Genomic DNA, 20,185 nt, shown 5'->3' with positions numbered 1-20,185 from the left:
TACCTACATAAACTTAATAATCGAAGAGTATTGCCCTTCACAACAACCTATTTATCGACTGTACATTAACCGCAAAACCCTGATGATTTAACAATAAAACTCTTAAAATGAAAAATAATTATGTATTTTTGAGAACCCAAATGATTTTAGATAAATTATTCATTAAAAAATTAGTGTTATGATGAATTTCAATCTGAAGGAGATAATAACGGTAGGAATGGTACTTTTTGCCGTGATTGACATAGTAGGATCTATTCCCATTATTGTTGGATTAAGAGCCAAACATGGACATGTTGAATCAGAAAAAGCATCTTTAGTTGCGGGCACAATCATGATATTATTTCTGTTTGTAGGAGAAGAATTCCTGAACCTGATAGGAATTGATGTTCACTCCTTTGCCGTAGCAGGGTCCTTGGTTTTATTCTTTTTGGCTCTGGAAATGATTTTGGGAATCCATCTTTATCGGGATGAAGAAGCCAGCTCAGCCTCTATTGTGCCTTTAGCTTTTCCGCTCATTGCGGGTGCAGGCACAATGACCACTTTGCTTTCTTTAAGATCACAATATCATGCCATAAATATTATTATAGCCATTATACTGAACATTATAGTAGTTTATATTGTTTTAAAATCTTCAAGAAAAATCGAAAAAATGCTAGGTAAAAACGGACTTGGGGTAATTCGTAAGACATTTGGCGTAATCCTTTTGGCAATAGCTGTTAAATTATTTGCCGCTAATGTTAAAGGTTTGTTTCTCTAAAAAAAAAAATTATAAATTTACCCCATAAAATCTTTTCTGGTAAAGATTACTTGTATTTAAACGTTTTAAGATAGTCTATGAATAAAACTTTACCGGTAAAAACAAAAATATAAATTATGAAAATTTTCACTAACATCTTAGTGCTTTTAGCCGTTTCGCTTCTTGTTTTCAATATTACCTTAATTGATTTTCAAAATCCGTTTAAAGGAGATAGTGTAATCGCGCTTGTTGGTGTAGTCGCTTCATTTTGTGCAGTATTAATTCTTCTGATTTTTAGAATGTCTAAAAAAATAGTTGAAAAAATGAACGATAACGCATAACTGTGTTTGATGTATTGATTATAGGCGGAGGCGTTTCAGGAATATCATGTGCAATGGTATTGGGCTCAGCCAAAAAAAAAGCGTTTGTTGCTAATAAGAAAATTGGGATCTTTACCCACCAAAAGACTTCTGCACTTCAGGAAGCACTTTTCTACAATGCCTATGGAATTCCTCCGGGAAAATTAGGATCTGAATTATTAACCGAAAGCATTGATCATTTATCCAATATTTACCCTCATATCTCACAAATTCCCGAAGAAAAAGTTTTAAAAATTGAAGGACACTATCCTAAATTTACTGTAATCACCAACAAAAACACCTACCAAACCCAAAATATTGTCATCGGTATAGGTTCCGCTAATACATTTGCTATTGAAGGATTGATGCAGTTTGTAGAACCGCACAAAAAAGCCTTACCCGAAAAACAAAGAATCCAGCTTAAAAATACAGATCATAAAGTAGCCGACGGCATTTATGTGATAGGAACTCTTGCGGGATGGAGAAGTCAGCTGGCGATTGCTGCAGGAAGCGGTGCCGCTGTCGCTACCGATTTGCTTACTTTATGGAACGGAGGCACACAAAGTCATTCACATAACAGTATACGATAAATCAATCTTATTTAACCGAAACAATCTCTTTTACTTTGATGTGATTTTCGTTTTCGGTTTTCCAGATTTCTCCTTTTAACGAAACTTCCTCTCCTTCTTTGAGCTTTTTGTAATTGTGAGGACCGCCAACATTCACGATACTAATTAACGCAAAATAGATCTCGTTTTTATCCGTGTTAATTTTAGCAGTATAACCGTCTTTCCCAAACTCAACAGACACAACTTTTCCTGAGACTGTATTTTTATCTTTCATACAGGCACAAGAAATTGCAAAAAACAACATCATTAAAACTGCCGAAAATCGAATTGTATTTTTCATATTTATCCCTTATAAAATTGCTGCACAGCTTCCTGCAATCACTTTTAAACCTTCATCCAGTTGTTTCCAAACTCTAATATAACGAAAGATTCCATCTAAAGGCGAATTATCATAGTTCCCTTTGAGTAAAACATTAACACAAACAACAGCTGAATCACCAATAATATTGATAAGCTGATTAGAGGTTTCAAGGTAATCAATTTTCATTTTCCCAGAACGATACACATTTAGATCTATTTCCTTTGTCACAGTCTGCCCGTTTGGCAAATTAAATAGCAAATCATCATGCAGCAATCTTTCCAAAACTAAAATATCAGCATTTTTAATAGCTAATAACAGTTCATTCTCGGCATTGCCAATCATCGTTTTCTCCATTAATGTAAAGATTTAATATTATTTTTGATTCAAAACTGCTTTAATCATAGCGTCTTCTTTCAATATCATTTGATAATAATAAACATCACCATACAATTGTCTAGCAAATTCGGCATTAACGTATCTTTTTACCAAAGCTTTATAATTAGCTAAATTAATCTCCAGCCCGTTTTGAGCAAGATATTTTTGAAAAGCGTTAAAATACAAATCGGTTGAATTGATTTTCGTTTGAAATTGATCGAAAGACATTTTTGCATAAGCATTTCTGTTTTTATCCAATTGTTCGAAAACAAAATGGCCTACAATTCCAGACTGCAATAAATAGGAAACATTTTCAGTTCCATGTTCTGCTTCCAAAGGCACAAAAACATCAGGAACAATACCGCCTCCACCATAAACAGTTTTCCCTTTTTTAGTCTTAAACTTCAACGAATCGACCACTTTTATACTGTCTTTTTTATACAATTCTCCGTGTAAAAAACGGGAATCTGACTCTTTAAAATATTCCTCATTTCCTTTAGAGTATGGTTTTTGGATTGATCTTCCTGATGGAGTATAGTATCTGGCAATTGTAAGTCTAACCGCCGAACCATCATTAAAATCCATTTCCCGCTGCACCAATCCTTTACCAAAAGAGCGTCTTCCTACAATAGTCCCTCGATCATTATCCTGTATTGCTCCTGCTAAAATTTCACTGGCCGAAGCACTATTTTCATTAATTAAAACAAATATATTGCCCGTTTCGAAACTGCCTTTTTCAGTAGCATACATTTTTTCAGTTGGTTCTTTAGTGCTTTTGGTAAAAACAATCAGTGTTTTGTCTTTCAAAAATTCATCAGCTATAGCAATTGCTTCTTCCATATATCCTCCACCATTATCGCGAACATCAATTACGAGAGATTTTACTCCTTGCTTTTTTAAGCTGGCCAGAGCTTTTATAAATTCAGCATACGTAGTCTCGGCAAAACGATTTATCTTGATATAGCCTGTAGTTGCATTCAACCGCAAAGCAACATCGACACTTTTCAGTGGAATCACATCACGCTTGATGTTAATTTTCATTTTTTTATGTTCTGATTTACGGTAAACTGTCAATTCAATATGAGAGCCTACTTCTCCTTTTAAAGTAGCAAACAAACTATCATTTGGCAATTTCCGTCCAAATAATTTAGTTTTATCGGCAAACAGAATACGATCTCCCGCCATGATACCCGCTTTGGCCGAAGGACCATTTTTTACGGGAGCTATAACAGCAACAGAATCTTTAAACATATAAAAATTAATTCCAATTCCCACAAAATCTCCTTTCATAGTCTCAGCTATTTCTGCTTGTTGCTTTGCAGGAATATACACAGAATGGGGATCCAATTTTGCCAAAATATTATCAACAGTAAGACTCACTATTGAATCTGTATTCACATCATCAACATATTCATTATCGATGAAATCAATCAGCTTGTTAAGTTTTTCTTTGGTGTTTTGTTTAGCAATAAAAGATTTAGATGATGGCGAGCCAGACAAACTGCCAATAAAAATTCCTAAGGCAAAAATGCCTCCAATCAATATGGGTAAATACTTATTATCAAATTTCATTTTGTTAATCTTCTAAAACAGGAATATGTTCTACTTCTATACCTGCCTTTATTAAAAACTGCAATCCAGAATCATCTCGGTAACCATTATGATAAACCACTCTTTTTATCCCAGACTGATGAATAAGCTTACTGCATTCCTTACAAGGCGAAAGCGTTATATACAAAGTAGCTCCTTCACAAGACTGTGTGGATCTTGCCACTTTCAATATGGCATTAGCTTCAGCATGCAGAACATCCCAGCGTGTTAATCCCTCTTCGTCTTCACAGCAATTTTCAAATCCTGATGGCGTTCCATTGTACCCATCCGATATAATCATTCGGTCTTTTACTATAATGGCCCCCACTTGTTTTCTTTTGCAATAGGACAACAAACCCCATTCTGTAGCAATCCTAAGATAGGCCTTGTCGTATTTGTTTAATTTTATTTTTTCCATAAATGTCTATCTCTTCCAGATTTCATTTTCCAAAATCATTGGTAAAACTACCCCAATTATAAATGCCGACATCACCAATGCCCAATCCCGTTTTGAAAAACGAAAAACTGTTTGTACAATATAAGACAAAATCAAAACTACAATAACAACTGTAATTTGAGCAGCTTCTATTCCCAATGCAAATTCACACATTGGCAATAATTTTGAAGCGGCACTGCCTCCCAATAGTGTTTTAAAATAATTTGAAAACCCCAACCCGTGGATGATTCCAAAGAACAATGTTATTATAAAAACCAAATTGACGCTTCCATTTTTACTGGTTTTACCTGCCGTAAATAAATTATAGAAAGCCGTTATTAAAATCGTAATTGGTATCAGTAATTCGACCACATTGACTTTGACAGCAATAATTTCAAAAACCGAAAGAAAAAGTGCCGCAGTATGTCCCAAAGTGAATACAGTTACTAAAAGCAAAATTCTTTTCCAGTCATTAAAAGAGAAAGGAACAGACAATGCAATTAAAAATAAAACATGATCATAAGCATGTATATTCAATACATGTTTTAAACCTATCTGAAAATATATTAAAAACTCTGACATTACTAATGAATTAAATGATATGGGGACGTAAACTTACGATTAATTTTGAAAATGAAATATTTGATTAAAAAATCATTAACTAAAAAAAAAATAAAAACAGCCTTCAATCTTACAAAAAAACAATCAAAAAATAAAATCAATACTAAAAAATAACTAACTTTATATTAAACCATAAACACTAACATTATGCCTTTTTCAGACTTATTCAACAGTGAAAACATACAAAAGAACCGAGGTCATTTCTCAGCCATTGTCCGTGTAGCCCATGCCGATGGCGATATTACTGAGCAAGAGCAAAATTTTTTGGATAAATTAGCTGTAGCGCTTCAAATTTCTAAAGAAGAATACGACGAGATTTTAAAAGATCCTTCTAAATACCCAATCAACGCACCTTACTTATATATCGAAAGACTGGAAGCTCTCTATAAGCTAGCCAGAATTGTACACCGTGATCATCAATTGGGAGACTTACAAGAGCACCTACTGGTTAAATTTGCTCTGGCCTTAGGTTTTACCCCTGGCAATGTAAATTACATAGTAAACAAAGCGCTAAAATTAGTAGACTTACAAGTAGATGAAGAAACTTTTTTGTATGAAATGAAAAACATGTATAAATAAAAACAGCTTCCATTTTCGGGAGCTGTTTTTTGGTTTATTCTTTGGTTTGTTTTTGGTTTACTATTTAATATTTGCTCAATTTTGCTTTATGCATAAACTCTTCGGCTTTTTTAACCATATTTAAGCTTCCGCAAAAGAAAGGCACTCTTTCATGAAGTTCTGTAGGCTGAATTTCCATTATCCTATCAAATCCATCCGAAGCTTTTCCTCCAGCCTGTTCTACAATAAAGGCCATAGGATTACATTCGTACAGCAAACGCAGCTTCCCTTTTGGAGCTTTAGAGCTTGTAGGGTAAATGTAAATTCCTCCCTTAATCATATTTCTGTGAATATCCGAAACTAAACTTCCAATATAACGGGAAGTATAAGGGCGGTCTTCTTCTTCGAGCTGGCAGTATTTGATATAATCTTTCACCCCTTGCGGGAAATGAACATAATTCCCTTCGTTAATCGAATATATATTTCCATCCTCAGAAAATTTCATATTAGGATGCGAGAGATAAAAAGTTCCAATAGCAGGATTCAAAGTAAATCCGTTCACTCCATAACCTGTAGTGTAGACAAGCATAGTCGAAGTCCCATAAATTACATAACCTGCGGCTACTTGATTAACACCCGGCTGCAAAAAATCTTCTAATGTTACGGGAGTTCCTATAGGCGTAATCCTTCTATACACCGAAAAAATAGTTCCTACAGAAACATTTACATCAATATTTGAGGAACCGTCTAATGGATCCATCAAAACAATATACTTATTGTTATGACTGTTATCACTTCCTTCGACTGTAATAAAATCATCATTCTCCTCCGAAGCAATCCCGCAGACAATTTCCCGATTAATTAAGGTTTGTATGAAAATTTCATTTGCATAAACATCTAATTTTTGCTGATCTTCGCCTTGAACATTCTGCTCCCCAGCAGCACCAACAATGTCTACTAATCCAGCTTTGTTTACTTTATAATTCACAACTTTGGCCGCCAACCGAATTGAATTAATAATCCTGGATAATTCACCAGATGAGTATTGAAAAGCTTTTTGATTTTCAATGATAAATTCCCCTAATGTTTTGTTTCTTTCTTCCATTACGAAATCGATGTAGTTAGTTTGAAGTCACAAATATCGTTTTTTTTGTGAAAATGAAAAGAATAATACTTAGATAGTTTGTCAGTATTGTATATTTGCTACATATTTCATAAAAACGAGTTCCTAATTGACTGTTTTTTAATAGAATTGAAGAATAAAAACACGAAATCATGAAAATACGCAAAGGAAGAAAAGAGGACATGCATGGTGTTTTAGCATTAATTCAGGAGCTGGCAGTATTCGAAAAAGAGCCGGATGCAGTTTTAATAACGATTGATGATCTTATTAGCGATGGTTTTGGGGACAAACCCTTGTTCCAAGTTTTTGTCGCCGAGTCTGAGAATGACCCGAACGAAATTGTAGGCATTGCATTGTATTACTACCGCTACTCTACTTGGAAAGGAAAGACAATCCATCTAGAAGATTTAGTTGTAAAAGAAAACATGCGCGGAACAGGATTAGGCTACGCTTTGTATTCTGAAATTATCAAACAGGGGAAAAAAGACAAAGTAAGAAGAATTGAATGGAACGTATTGGACTGGAACACGACAGCAATTGATTTTTATAAAAATTCCGGAGCCAAAGTACTAGACGAATGGCGCGTAGCCCAAATGGACGAAGCTGCTATTGACTATTTTGTAGAAAATAAATTAAAATAAAAATATGATTAATTTCAGACTAAAAATCTGACATATGAAATCTAAAATCTGAATTAAAATGAGGGTATTCAAATTTGGTGGTGCTTCTGTAAAAGATGCAGCCGGTATCAAAAACGTATATGACGTTTTACAACAAGTGGGCTATGAAGATGTGCTGGTTATCGTTTCGGCTATGGGGAAGACGACTAATGCGCTTGAAGACGTAATCAAAAATTATTTTGACAAATCAACCGAATTAAATTCATCGGTACAAGAAGTAAAAAAATACCACAATCAGATCCTATTGGATTTATTTGAAGACGATAAAAATGAAGCTTTTACTGCTGTAAATACTCAATTTGCTGATTTAGAATATTTCTTAGCTCATAATAAATCACCAAATTATAACTTTGTTTACGATCAGATCGTAAGCTACGGGGAATTGATTTCGACTACTATTTTGAGTCATTTTATGGCTTTCAAGGGAATTCAGACACAATGGCTGGATGTTAGAAATTTTGTAAAAACAGATTCTACTTACCGTGATGCTGAAGTGGACTGGGAGTTGACTCAAAAAAATATTGCCAACAACGTTAAACGTAAAATACTAAACATTACCCAAGGATTTTTGGGATCAGACGAAAACAATTTCACTACCACATTAGGGCGTGAAGGATCAGACTACAGCGCCGCGATTTTTGCGTATTGCCTAAATGCCGAAAGTGTAACTATCTGGAAAGACGTTCCTGGTGTAATGAATGCCGATCCAAGGTATTTTGAAAATGCAAGCTTACTGAACCAGATTTCGTATCGTGAAGCCATCGAATTGGCTTTTTACGGGGCATCAGTTATCCACCCAAAAACATTGCAGCCTTTACAGAAAAAAGAAATTCCATTGTATGTAAAATCTTTTATCAATCCGTTACTAAAAGGAACAGCTGTTTCCAAAGGTGTAGATCTTGAACCGTATTTACCTTGTTTTATTGTAAAAAGAAACCAATTGCTGATTTCATTGTCTTCAATAGATTTCTCTTTCATCATGGAAGAAAACATCAGCGAAATCTTTGGTTTGTTTCACCAATTCAAACTAAAAGTGAACTTAATCCAAAATTCTGCGATTAGTTTCTCAGTATGTGTGGAAGATAAATTTGGAAATTTCAATGAATTGAACGCGATACTTTCCAAAAAATTCAAAGTAGATTTCACCGAAAATGTGACTTTATATACCATCAGACATTTTAATGAAAATGCTGCTCAAACAGTCGAAGATAACAAAACAGTCCTACTGAAACAAGTGAGTAGAGAAACGATGCAGATTGTGACCAAAGAGAATTAAATCTTAGGCTAAAAAACATCTGTTAATTTAAAAAATGGAAATCGTTAGTTCGGTTTCCATTTTTTTATTGCTATTATCATTTTTACCCCTTTCTATATTACACAGGTATAGTTTATGATATACAACATTATAAAATAATAAACACTAATTTTGGTACTTTGGAGTTATAGTATTTATGCTGAAAAAAGTATTATTTTGGATTGTCCTTTTATGTTTTTCTGCGCTTAAAGCACAAGAAACAGACTTGGGGTACAGCACCAAAAAAATAGCTTTCGCAACAGACACCATTCATTTGGAAAATGTGAGTATCAATTCCGGTTTTTTTAAAATTTTAGACAATAAAAAACAAGTTATTGACAGCACTTCATACGAAGTAAACTTTCCAAAAGCTTTTCTTTTATTCAAAAACCAAAACCTTACCCCAGCTGATTCCTTAACGGTTCATTATCTAAAACTACCCGATATTCTAACCAAAGAATATACTGTTTACGACAGCAGCAAAATTATTGATAATGATGCTACAAATCAAAAATTATATCGGATAGAAAACCCATCGGTATCCAAAAATGTTCCGTTTGACGGACTTGTCGCAGTGGGTAGTCTTTCCAGAGGAGTTACTGTCGGCAACAATCAAAATGCAGTAGTCAATTCGAATCTGGACTTTAAAATCACAGGAAAAATATCCGAAAAAGTCAGTATTCGAGCCTCCATTCAGGATACCAACATTCCCGTTCAGGAAGGAAGTTATTCCCAACGGCTGAATCAATATGACAACATATTCATGGAACTGTTTACGGATAGCTGGAATGTTCGTGCCGGAGATGTTTTTATCGGCAACAACACTAGCCGTTTCCTGACTTTCAACAAGAAAACACAGGGATTATTAGCAACAGTTAACTTTGGAACTGAAGATAAAAAAACAACCGTTTTTGCATCGGGAGGACTGGTGACTGGAAATTACGCCAGCAGTAATTTCAAAGGACAGGAAGGCAATCAGGGACCCTATAAATTAGTTGGAAAAAATGGCGAATTATATGTGCTGGTCATTATCGGTTCCGAACGGGTTTATGTCAATGGCAATCTGCTCAAGAGAGGTCAGGAGAACGACTATATTATTGATTATAATTCGGGGGAAATTGTTTTTACTCCACAATTCCCGATTACATCTGAAATGAGGATTGTGGTCGAATACCAATACTCCGAAAACAATTATTCCCGATTTATTACCTACGATGGAGGAAGTTTTACCGACAAAAAATGGAATTTTGGCGCAGCGGTATATTCTGAAAATGATTTAAAGAATCAGCCGGTCCAGCAGAATCTTTCGCAAGAGCAAGCCCAAATTTTAGCACAAGCTGGAGACAATACCAGTTTGATGGTTGCTCCATCGGCAGTTCCTGACACTTATGACGAAAAGAAAATACAGTACAAAAAAACCATTCTCGGCGCAGACACCATTTATGAATATTCCACAGACCCGAATGACGAATTGTACAATGTTCAGTTTACTTTGGTCGGTCAAGCCAAAGGAAATTACATTTTAACCAACCCAACCAGTGTCGATAAAATATTTGAATATTCGGCACCAGTCAACGGCATTCCACAAGGTAATTATGAACCAATAATTCAATTAATGGCTCCCATAAAATCTCAAGTGGCCACTTTCTTTGGGAAATACAATCCTTCCGAGAAAACAGCCGTATCATTTGAATTGGCCGTCAGCAACAGCGACCAAAATTTATTCTCATCCATAGACGACAGCAACAATCAAGGAATTTCAGGCGAAATCAACGCAAAACAGCGGCTGTATTCCAAAAAATGGAATATAGATGCTTTTGCCAATTTTCAAGCAGTACAAGCCGATTTTAAACCTGTAGAACGCATCAACAGTATTGAATTTTACCGAGATTGGAATGTTAATTCAGCCACCACTACAGGAAACCAGAGTTTGCTGGGAACTGGTTTCAATTTTAGTTTAGTTCCAAAAAAAGATGCAGAAACTGTAGCAAACATTACCTATGCTTTTGAAAAATTAGCGCTTTCCAATACTTACTCGGGAATAAAAAACAACCTCAACGCAAATTTTGAATTCAAAAAATGGAGTATAAAAAACGATGGGAGTTATTTAAAAAGTGACGATTTAGAAAACAGTTCAGCTTTTTTAAGAAACCTTTCGCAGATACGCTATCATCACAAAAAAAATTGGATTGGCAGCACTATTCACTTTGAGGACAATCAAGAAAAAAACAAAGCAACCCAACAATTCTCTTCGCTTAGCCAACGCTTTTCGGAATACGGAATATACGCTGGGCATGGAGACAGCACCAAAGTATATTTTCAATTGGGTTATGCGAGAAGAATAAACGACAGTATCCAAAATGGATTACTGCAAAGAGTAAACACTTCAAACAGCTATAATTTTCAATCGAAAATACTCAAAACAGAGAGCCGTGATATTTCCTTATTTGTGAACTACAGGCAATTGGATTATACCGATCCCAATTTGGAAAACACCCCTTCCCTTAACTCAAGAATAGTGTATAACGACCAGTATTTTAAAAAACTGGTTCAAAGCAATACCCGTTACGAAACCAATTCCGGCACCATGCCTTTTCAGGACTACACTTATGTTGAAGTTCCGGCTGGGCAGGGAAAATACACTTGGAATGATTACAACGGAAATGGAATAAAGGATTTGGAAGAATTTGAGATTGCTCCTTTTTCGGATTTAGCTACTTATACCCGAATCTTTTTACCCAACCAAATTTATATTAAAACCAACCAAAACAGATTCTCGCAATCTTTTATCATTAATCCTATTATTTGGCAAAACAGCAAATCGTTCAAGAAAGCGCTGTCCCATTTTTATATGCAGACATCCTTTATTATGGACCGAAAAGTCAAGAATGACGGAGAACATTTGGCTATGAATCCATTTAACTCATCTTCGGACGACATTTTGGGACTTATCAAAACCTTTACGAACAGCTTGTCATACAACAGAGGAAAAAAAGACAATTCCGTTACCTACACTTTCACCAAAAATGAAACCCAAAATCTATTGTCTATTGGCACCATTAAAAATGACAACAGCTTTCATCAGCTGGAATACCAGCATTTATTTCAAAAAAGCTGGTTATTTGACCTTGTTGCCAAAACCTTGCAAAATGCAACAGAGTCCAAAACATTTGCCGAAAAAAATTATACAATCGAAGGCTATTTATGGTTTCCAAAGATTAGCTATCTGTTCTCAAAAAATGTGAGCTTAGACCTTTTTTATGAATACATCAGTAAAGAAAACCAAATTGGCAGTTTGGATACTTTAACACAAAACCGATTTGGAACTGCATTCAGCTACACAGGCACTTCCAAGTTTAACATCAACAGTGAAATTTCATTGTATAAAAATGACTTTACCGGCAATGAATATTCTTCGGCAGGATATCAAATGCTGGAAGGGCTGCAAAAAGGGCAAAACATTACTTGGAGAACATTGTTCCAAGTAAATCTGACTAAATTTTTAGACTTGAATTTAGTTTACCAAGGCCGAAAAAGCGAAACCAGCGATGCTATTCACACAGGAAGCGTTGAGCTAAGAGCTTATTTTTAAACAATTAGCATCTAATTTTAAAAAAAATCACTAAATTTAAATCTAATTTAAAATCTAAATAGCTATGAAAAAATTATTGTTATTAAGTTTCATCTTTATTGCTTCGAATACTTTTTACGGGCAAACAACCAAAACGAAAGAGCAGACAACGGTCGAAAAAGCAGCAAAAACTACCAAAAAAAAGGCAGATAAAGCTACTATAGATTCTAAAGCAACTGCAGACAAAACCACAAAAGAAGTAAAAAAATCTGCCGATAAAACTACCAAAGATTCTAAAGCAACTGTCGACAAAACTGCAAAAGAAGCAAAAAAATCTGCCGATAAAGCTACCGAAGATTCTAAAGCAACTGTCGACAAAACTACAAAAGAAGTAAAAAAATCTGCCGATAAAGCTACCAAAGATGCCAAAGCAACTGCAGACAAAACAACAAGTAAAGCGAAAAAAGAAGTTGCGAAATCCGCCGATAAAGTAACGGGAGAATACAACGGCAAAAAAGTATATACTGGCCCGCAAGGAGGTAAATATTACATCAATTCAAACGGAAATAAAACTTATATCAAACAATAAACTGGTTTCATAATATAACTGTAAAGGCTCTCCATATTGGTTAGCCTTTTTTGTTTGCAATCCCAAGGACTCACAATATTGATAATCATGACAAATTTACGAGTCATTGGCAACTAGGCTAGCATCTTATCCCGACTACGCTAATATGACATGAAAATAGTTTGAATTATCTTTCTAAAAGATATTACTTTAGCATCGAATATATCATGTTATCACATTAAATAATCTTTTAGTAATACATTGCAAACATTAAAAGACAGCACACAAAGTATCTTTAGACTTACAATTAAACTGTAAGACTGACACATGAATTTAAACTCCGAAAATAAAACAATTTTGATCGCGCCCTTAAATTGGGGACTAGGACACGCGACCCGCTGCATTCCAATTATCAAAGCGCTGCAGGAAAATAATTTCACCCCAATAATTGCTTCAGACGGAGTTGCTCTAGAATTACTCCGCAAAGAATTTCCGTATTTAAAAACCCTGGAATTGCCTTCCTATCAGATTGAATATGCAAAAAACGGCAAGAACTTTAAATGGAAACTGATAAAAAGCCTGCCCAAAATGCTGGAAGCTATCAGTGAAGAGAAAAACATTGTAAAAAAATGGATTAAAAAATATGAAATTGACGGAATCATATCGGATAACCGATTGGGCGTTTTCAGCAAAAAAATCCCGTCTGTCTTTATCACCCATCAGTTGAATGTCCTGACTGGAAACACCACTTGGCTTACCAGTAAAATACATCAAAAAATCATAAAAAAATTCACTGCCTGCTGGATTCCAGATGTAAATTCAGAATTAAATCTTACTGGAAAACTGGGGCATTTGGAAAACAATTCTCTAACGGTTAACTATTTGGGCCCATTGAGCCGAATGCACAAAATGGCATTGCCAATTCAGTATGACCTCATGATTATTTTATCCGGCCCGGAACCTCAGCGGGGATTATTGGAAGCTCACCTGACCGAAGAAGTAAAACGTTTTGACGGAAAAATAGTTTTTATAAAAGGAATAATCGAAGCGGAACAAAAGAAAGAACAGATAGGAAATGTAACCTACTATAATTTCATGAAAACCCGCCAGCTGGAATACACCTTCAACGAAAGTGAAAAAGTACTCTGCAGGTCTGGCTATACCACGATTATGGATTTGGTCAAACTGAATAAAAAAGCTTTTTTTATTCCCACTCCAGGGCAGTATGAACAGATTTATTTGGCCGAAAAACTTCAAAAAGAAGGATTAGTGCCTTTTACCTGTCAAGAGCGCTTTAAAATTGAAGATATTGCCAAAATTGAACAATATCAAGGATTGCCACAATTAGAATCCACCGTTAATTGGGAAGAGTTATTCAGTGTTTTTTAAAACTATGTTCGATTATTAATTTTTGAAGCAGAAAATTTTGGCATTTCAGGAAATATAGTCCCGCTCCGTTACAATCTTGTTACCCGAACCCCGGGCAACAAGGATTTTCACTGCAATCGGGGCTAAAGGGAGGTATCTAGATTTTTTACAAAAAAAAGAGGATGCAGAACCCTCTTGAAAATCTACAAATTTCTTTTACGATAACTCCATAGTGTAACGGAACTGGAATCGGTTCCGTTCAACACGGGTTTCATTGTTCGTGCTACGCACACAACCAAACCCTTGCTGTTGTGCGTAGTGTTTTTTTTTACCAATTCGGTTTATCGTATGTCATTCCTTCTATTTTTATTTTTTTATAAATTTTTGGATTAAGGTTTGCTCTAAAAACAGATATTTCGTTAATTTTCTTTCTAATTGCTTTTTCTGAATACCCAAGACAAAAATCTGTTCTTGGATTTTCGTTTAACAAAAGTAAATCACTATTTTCATCAATAATTCCAAATTCAAATTGATCTGAACCTGCATTTATATCAGTGTAAATTTGAAGTTTAACTACATTACCTTTAATCTTAAAATACCCAACAATTCCATAATTCACATTATTTATTTCTTCAATTTTAGGATATGTTTTTGTTCCTTGCATTTTGAATTTTCCGTTTGCGTAAAAACGAATGTACCCGTCACTATTTTTGTATGCATCGCTATCTCTATAATAATTACTATTTGTCAAATAATATATTACAGTTGTGTCAATTATTTTAGCGTCAGTTAGTTTTGTAGATTTTTTTTTATAACTAAATTTATAGTTTTTTGGTGGACGAGTAAATCCTTCATTATTTACTAAATAATGGGAACAACTTGTCAATAATGTTAGTAAACTTAGTGCAAAAATTTTATTCATTTTTTTTTGTAATATTACGTACAGCTTGTATATAGGACTGATAAAATCACTCCAATCCACCTTAATTTGGGTAGCTCGGTCTCACAAACACCTCTTCATATCTTTTTCAAATGTATAAAATAATAGTCACAAACCTACAAAATGCAAATTTCGCTTTAACATTCTATTCTTTGCGTCTCTGCGCCTTTGCGAGCCCAATTCCACGCAAAGGCGCAGAGACGCAAAAAACAACTCCAAACAACCATAAAAAAGTCGGAACTAACATAATAGCTCCGACTTTTTTACAATCTTAAATTTTAAAACCGCGAACGAAAAATTATTCTTTAGGCAGTATATCATCTATTTTATCGTGCTTGATAATTTTGGCATTGACCATAAAATAAACATACTCGGCTATATTAGTGCAATGTTCGGAAATACGTTCTAGATGTTTTAGAACTATTACCAGATTAGTACCGGAAACCACTGCTTTGGAGTTCACTTTCATTTCGTTGATAATATCATGAACAGCTTCATCGGATTTATTTTTAATTTCTTTGTTCAAAAGAAATATTTCACCAATTGTGCTTTCCTCACGTGTTAAGAAACAATTATTGGTCTTAACCGTAATTAGCTCAACTAGTTTAGAAATATCCGCAATATTGAACCTTACGACCAAATCGTATTTTTCTTTTATGTTTTTAGCTTTCTTTACAATGCTGACAGATAAATCGCCGATGCGTTCAATTTCATTGCTAATTTGCATTGCTGACATAATAAACCGCAAATCGGAAGCTACTGGTTGCTGCAAAGCAAAAATCCTTTGACAAATTTCGTCTATCTTGACATCCAGTTTATCAATTTTGCTTTCCGTTTTTTTTATAATTTTCTGTTCAGTCGTTTCAGGCTCCTGCAAAAGTATTTTAATGGCTTCGCTTACCTGACCCTCGGCCAAGTGTCCAATTTTTTCAATAATGCCTTTTAATTTTCCTAATTCTATTTCGAAATGTGTTGTCATTTTATACTGTTTAAAAGTTCAGAGTTAATAAGTTTAAAAGTTAAGGAACATCTTTCGTACCAAAACTATACGAACCAACTCATTATCCAAATCTTCCCGTTATATAATCTTCAGTTTGTTTTTGGACAGGATTTGTAAATATAGAATTTGTTTTACCCATTTCTATTAAATTCCCCATATAAAAGAAAGCAGTCTGATCACTCGTTCTAGCCGCTTGCTGCATATTATGAGTTACAATGATTATCGTATACTGCTCTTTTAACTGATGTATTAATTCCTCAATTTTCGAAGTGGAAATAGGATCCAATGCACTGGCTGGCTCATCCATCAAAATAATATCCGGGCTTACCGCCAATGTTCTTCCAATACACAAACGCTGTTGCTGTCCGCCCGAAAGCCCAAGCGCAGAATCGTCCAAACGATCTTTCAGCTCATCCCAAATGGCAGCCTGGCGCAAAGAAGTTTCCACAATTTCGTCCAATTGAGTCTTATCTTTTATTCCGTTAATGCGGGGACCATAGGCAATATTTTCATAAATAGATTTTGGAAAAGGGTTGGATTTTTGAAAAACCATTCCAATCTTTTTTCGAATATTAACTACATCAACATTTTTATTATAGATGTCAACACCTTCTACATGCATCTCCCCTGTAATAGAAACACTCGGAATCAAGTCATTCATTCTGTTAATACATCTCAAAAAAGTTGATTTCCCGCAACCTGAAGGCCCAATCAGAGCTGTCACTTTATTGGCTGGAATTTCCATTGTGATTTCATTCAGCGCCTTTTTTTCACCATAATATAGTGACAAATCATTAACTTTTATTTTTATGTCTTTCATATTTTATATCTAAAAGGATAATTTTTATTTATGAGCAAATCATTATTTTGCTTTTCTTCTGATTCTTGCTCTAATGATTACTGCAACAACATTCAGTGATAATGTCAAGATTAGCAGCACTAAAGTGGTCGCAAACTGTATGGGCATTGTTTTCTCCACATCAGAAGATTGAGTGGACATAATATAAATATGGTATCCCAAATTCATAAACTGATCGCTCAAAGAACCTGGCAATGTAGCCAAATAATAAGCCGCCCCTGTAAACAGAATTGGTGCAACTTCGCCAGCTCCCCTGCTTACTGCAAGAATAGTCCCGGTCATAATTCCCGATACCGATTCGGGCAGAATCACTTTGCGGATAGTTTGCCATTTAGTTGCTCCAAGTGCCAGACTTGCTTCTCTCAATTCTCTTGGAATTGTTTTCAACGCTTCTTCGACAGAAACAATAATAACTGGTAATGTTAATAAAGACATCGTTAAGCTAGCCCAAAGAATATTAGGCTGTCCCCAGCGCAATTGACCATCGTTGAGAACAGTATCAGCGCCAGCGCCAATAAACTGTATAAAAAAACCAAGTCCAAAAAGACCAAAAATAATAGAAGGCACAACGGCCAAAGTACGAACAGAGAATCGAACCGCTGCAGCAAATTTGGAGTTTTCACCTGCATATTCTGTTAAATAAAGAGCTGTTATTGTGCCAAATGGAACCGCAGCAATAGACATTACGATTACTAAAATAAAAGTTCCGATTATAGCCGGGAAAATACCGCCTTCGGTCATCCCATTAGTGGGAAAAGAAGAAATAAATTCCCAAGAAAATTTACTTCGCCCCTGATATACGATAATTCCCAAAATAATAAAAAGAATAGCAATAATAAGGATTACAGCCAATTGGGTTAACCCAATGAAAAATTTGCCTTTTGCTTCCGAACCGCTTTTTTTACTGGAAAAAAAATGATTTTCTGTTTGATTTATAACTGTATCCATAATTATTTACCTTGGAATTTTTTCAATAATTTACCTTTAACATAAAACTCAGCCACCGCGTTTAAGGCGAAAGAGAAAATGAAAAGCAACGAACCAATAAAGAACAGAACGCTGTAATGAGTTTCTCCAAAAACAGTTTCTGCCATTTCAGAACCAATGGTCGCTGCAAACGTACGCACGCTTTCAAAAGGATTCGATGACACTAAAGCCGCATTTCCGGTTGCCATCAAAGCGATCATGGTTTCCCCAAAAACTCTTCCGATTCCTAATAACAGCGCTGCAAAAATACCTGGTGTTGCCGCAGGCAAAATCACAAAAAAAGCAGTTTGCCATTTACTGGCTCCCAAAGCCAAACTTGCTTCTGTATACGTTTTTGGCACAGCCGCTAATGCATCTTCCGAAATAGTATAAATAATCGGAATTGCTGCCAAAGCCATGGCTACTCCGCCAATAAAAGCATTCAGCCTGGAATCGTATCCAAAAACATCTTGAAAAAAACTAGCCAGCACCATCAAAGCAAAAAAACCAATAACTACTGATGGAAAAGCAGCAAGCATTTCGATAACAGGCTTAATTATTTCTTTAACTTTTTTTGATGCAAAACAGGAGGTGTACAAGGCCGCCAAAACTGCCAAAGGGCCAGCGATAAGCATGGCAATAATGGTCACTTTTAAAGTTCCTATTAACAATCCTAACAATCCAAATCTGGGATTATCGGATACTGGAACCCATTCCGTAGTGAAGAATGTACTCCAAGTTTTATCTTTGCCTTCCTTATTTTGGGAAACGGCATCCACTGTTTCATCGGCAGACTGAACCGCTAAATCTTCTTTTGGAGCATCACCATACGATTCAGGTTTCAAATCATCATTGGAAACAGATTCTGTACCATAGGTCTCCGGTTTTAAATCTTCAGCTTTTTCTGCACCATATGTTTCTGGCTTCAGCTCTTCAGCTGTGGCATCTCCATAGGACTCAGGTTTCAATTCGGTGGCAGCGGCTCCGTAAGATTCTGGTTTATTAGTTTTAGCTTCAGCCTCGGTTAATGCTTTAGAATCTGCTCCAGAACTAAATAATGGCAATGATTCTTTAAAGACAAAAATGAAAATTAAAAAGATAACTGCTATGGATAAAAACGCAACTGATGAAATAATCTTTTCAGCAAGAAACTCAGAAATCCTGAATTGCTTCTTTAGGCTTTCTTCTGTAAAAGTCTTTGTTTTTGGAGATAATTGGGAATCCATTTTATTTATTTAGGAATTCATATGTAGACACTGTCTGCTTTTATTTTGTTTACGGCCAATTTACGGCTACGCTCATTTCGTATTTAGCAAACATAAATATCCCTCACTTCAATATATATAAAATGAGGGATCTATTACTATTATTATTTTAAAGGATAATACCCAACTTCAGCAATAAGAGCCTGCCCTTCAGAACTTAAAATCCAATCGATAAAAGCTTTAGCTTCTCCTGTTGGTTTTGATTTCAAATACATATACAAATATCTAGAAATTGGATATGTATGGTTTTTAATTGTTGCTGCTGTCGGTAAAATACCTGGGCTTTTATCATCTTTCTTCACAGCACAATCTTTTACTCCTTCAGCATAAGCTGCTCCACCGTAACCAATAGAAAATTTATCTTTTTTTACTGCATTAACAATTGCGGCAGTTCCCGGTAAAGTTTGACAAGATGGAGAAAAATCAGTTTTAACCACATTATCCTTAAAGAAACCAAAAGTTCCTGAACTGCTTTCTCTGCCATATAATTTAATTGGAGCATCTGAACCGCCTACTTCACTCCAGTTAGTAATTTTACCTGCGAAAATCTGGCCAATCTGTTTCAAAGTAAGAGATGTAACCGGATTTGCTTTATTCAGATAAATAGACAAACCGTCTTTGGCACAAGGAATTTCAACTCCCATTGAATTGTATCTCGCTTTTAATTTTTCAATTTCAGATGCTTTGATAGGACGACTGGAATTAGCAATATCCGTTGATCCGTTGATTAACGCTGCCAACCCTACTCCAGATCCTCCTCCAGTTACTTGGATAGAAGCTCCTGGATTTTTCTTCATATATACTTCGGCCCATTTTTGAGACAAAATAACCATAGTATCAGAACCTTTTACTGTTACCTTATTTATAGTAGTGAATGAAAATCCAATAGTCATTACCGCTATTAAAAGGATTGCTATTTTAAATTTAGTTGTATTCATTTTTAAAT

The 20,185-nt window shown here is 35.1% G+C and carries 21 protein-coding genes; 9 read left to right on the top strand and 12 right to left on the bottom strand.

The window, feature by feature from the left end:
• Positions 1-181: 181 nt before the first annotated feature.
• The 3 genes from AC1DVP_RS03845 to AC1DVP_RS03835 all read left to right on the top strand — a co-directional run bounded on the left by AC1DVP_RS03845 (position 182) and on the right by AC1DVP_RS03835 (position 1,685).
• Positions 182-757 carry a MarC family protein gene (locus AC1DVP_RS03845; protein WP_477182513.1) on the top strand — a complete coding sequence of 192 codons (576 nt, stop codon included), beginning with the start codon at positions 182-184 and terminating at the stop codon, positions 755-757.
• A gap of 116 nt (positions 758-873) precedes the next feature.
• Positions 874-1,077: a hypothetical protein gene (locus tag AC1DVP_RS03840; protein ID WP_115811113.1), complete on the top strand. Its 204-nt coding sequence runs from the start codon at positions 874-876 to the stop codon at positions 1,075-1,077.
• A gap of 2 nt (positions 1,078-1,079) precedes the next feature.
• Positions 1,080-1,685 carry an FAD-dependent oxidoreductase gene (locus tag AC1DVP_RS03835; RefSeq protein ID WP_477182231.1) on the top strand — a complete coding sequence of 202 codons (606 nt, stop codon included), beginning with the start codon at positions 1,080-1,082 and terminating at the stop codon, positions 1,683-1,685.
• Positions 1,686-1,692: 7 nt separating this feature from the next.
• Here the strand turns inward: AC1DVP_RS03835 and AC1DVP_RS03830 are convergent, their stop codons facing one another.
• The 5 genes from AC1DVP_RS03830 to AC1DVP_RS03810 are packed head-to-tail and all read right to left on the bottom strand — an operon-like array spanning position 1,693 to position 5,008.
• Positions 1,693-2,004, bottom strand: coding sequence for a hypothetical protein (locus AC1DVP_RS03830; protein WP_477182230.1), 312 nt, complete (start codon positions 2,002-2,004; stop codon positions 1,693-1,695).
• A gap of 9 nt (positions 2,005-2,013) precedes the next feature.
• The gene (locus AC1DVP_RS03825) at positions 2,014-2,379 is read right to left on the bottom strand and encodes a nuclear transport factor 2 family protein (protein WP_477182229.1); all 366 of its coding nucleotides are present in this window, start codon (positions 2,377-2,379) and stop codon (positions 2,014-2,016) included.
• A gap of 18 nt (positions 2,380-2,397) precedes the next feature.
• The gene (locus tag AC1DVP_RS03820) at positions 2,398-3,972 is read right to left on the bottom strand and encodes a S41 family peptidase (protein ID WP_477182228.1); all 1,575 of its coding nucleotides are present in this window, start codon (positions 3,970-3,972) and stop codon (positions 2,398-2,400) included.
• A gap of 4 nt (positions 3,973-3,976) precedes the next feature.
• On the bottom strand, positions 3,977-4,408 hold the full coding sequence (locus AC1DVP_RS03815; protein ID WP_477182227.1) for a deoxycytidylate deaminase: 432 nt from the start codon (positions 4,406-4,408) through the stop codon (positions 3,977-3,979).
• 6 nt (positions 4,409-4,414) lie between these two features.
• Entirely contained in the window at positions 4,415-5,008 is a 594-nt protein-coding gene (locus tag AC1DVP_RS03810) for a HupE/UreJ family protein (protein ID WP_477182226.1), read from the bottom strand.
• 186 nt (positions 5,009-5,194) lie between these two features.
• On the opposite strand from AC1DVP_RS03810, the gene AC1DVP_RS03805 reads away from it, so the two are divergent.
• Positions 5,195-5,626 (top strand): TerB family tellurite resistance protein, encoded by a 432-nt coding sequence (locus AC1DVP_RS03805; RefSeq protein WP_477182225.1) that lies wholly within the window; start codon positions 5,195-5,197, stop codon positions 5,624-5,626.
• Between the two features lie 64 nt (positions 5,627-5,690).
• Here AC1DVP_RS03805 and fbp read toward each other — a convergent pair whose 3' ends face one another.
• The gene (gene fbp / locus AC1DVP_RS03800; RefSeq protein ID WP_477182224.1) at positions 5,691-6,710 is read right to left on the bottom strand and encodes a class 1 fructose-bisphosphatase; all 1,020 of its coding nucleotides are present in this window, start codon (positions 6,708-6,710) and stop codon (positions 5,691-5,693) included.
• Positions 6,711-6,880: 170 nt separating this feature from the next.
• Here fbp and AC1DVP_RS03795 point away from each other — a divergent pair, with 170 nt between their 5' ends.
• From AC1DVP_RS03795 to AC1DVP_RS03775, 5 genes are all read left to right on the top strand, one after another.
• Positions 6,881-7,369 carry an N-acetyltransferase family protein gene (locus AC1DVP_RS03795; RefSeq protein ID WP_477182223.1) on the top strand — a complete coding sequence of 163 codons (489 nt, stop codon included), beginning with the start codon at positions 6,881-6,883 and terminating at the stop codon, positions 7,367-7,369.
• Positions 7,370-7,427: 58 nt separating this feature from the next.
• Entirely contained in the window at positions 7,428-8,684 is a 1,257-nt protein-coding gene (locus tag AC1DVP_RS03790) for an aspartate kinase (RefSeq protein ID WP_477182222.1), read from the top strand.
• A 175-nt stretch (positions 8,685-8,859) separates the two neighbouring features.
• A complete protein-coding gene (locus AC1DVP_RS03785; RefSeq protein ID WP_477182221.1) occupies positions 8,860-12,294 on the top strand; it encodes a hypothetical protein in 3,435 nt (1,144 codons plus the stop codon).
• Between the two features lie 64 nt (positions 12,295-12,358).
• Positions 12,359-12,862, top strand: coding sequence for a hypothetical protein (locus tag AC1DVP_RS03780; protein WP_477182220.1), 504 nt, complete (start codon positions 12,359-12,361; stop codon positions 12,860-12,862).
• Positions 12,863-13,168: 306 nt separating this feature from the next.
• Positions 13,169-14,230, top strand: coding sequence for a glycosyltransferase (locus tag AC1DVP_RS03775; protein WP_477182219.1), 1,062 nt, complete (start codon positions 13,169-13,171; stop codon positions 14,228-14,230).
• A gap of 307 nt (positions 14,231-14,537) precedes the next feature.
• Here AC1DVP_RS03775 and AC1DVP_RS03770 read toward each other — a convergent pair whose 3' ends face one another.
• The 6 genes from AC1DVP_RS03770 to AC1DVP_RS03745 form a co-directional block, all read right to left on the bottom strand.
• Positions 14,538-15,131 (bottom strand): hypothetical protein, encoded by a 594-nt coding sequence (locus tag AC1DVP_RS03770; RefSeq protein ID WP_477182218.1) that lies wholly within the window; start codon positions 15,129-15,131, stop codon positions 14,538-14,540.
• Positions 15,132-15,447: 316 nt separating this feature from the next.
• On the bottom strand, positions 15,448-16,128 hold the full coding sequence (phoU, locus tag AC1DVP_RS03765; protein ID WP_477182217.1) for a phosphate signaling complex protein PhoU: 681 nt from the start codon (positions 16,126-16,128) through the stop codon (positions 15,448-15,450).
• Between the two features lie 82 nt (positions 16,129-16,210).
• Positions 16,211-16,969 carry a phosphate ABC transporter ATP-binding protein PstB gene (gene pstB / locus AC1DVP_RS03760; protein WP_477182216.1) on the bottom strand — a complete coding sequence of 253 codons (759 nt, stop codon included), beginning with the start codon at positions 16,967-16,969 and terminating at the stop codon, positions 16,211-16,213.
• A gap of 42 nt (positions 16,970-17,011) precedes the next feature.
• Complete coding sequence (gene pstA, locus AC1DVP_RS03755; protein WP_477182215.1) at positions 17,012-17,956, bottom strand: phosphate ABC transporter permease PstA; 945 nt, start codon at positions 17,954-17,956, stop codon at positions 17,012-17,014.
• A gap of 2 nt (positions 17,957-17,958) precedes the next feature.
• Positions 17,959-19,200 (bottom strand): phosphate ABC transporter permease subunit PstC, encoded by a 1,242-nt coding sequence (gene pstC / locus AC1DVP_RS03750; protein ID WP_477182214.1) that lies wholly within the window; start codon positions 19,198-19,200, stop codon positions 17,959-17,961.
• 143 nt (positions 19,201-19,343) lie between these two features.
• The gene (locus AC1DVP_RS03745) at positions 19,344-20,177 is read right to left on the bottom strand and encodes a phosphate ABC transporter substrate-binding protein (protein WP_477182213.1); all 834 of its coding nucleotides are present in this window, start codon (positions 20,175-20,177) and stop codon (positions 19,344-19,346) included.
• Positions 20,178-20,185 lie beyond the last annotated feature (8 nt).

This window comes from Flavobacterium sp. P3_A6 (genome assembly GCF_056403035.1).
This window is presented reverse-complemented; position numbering and strand designations above follow the sequence as displayed.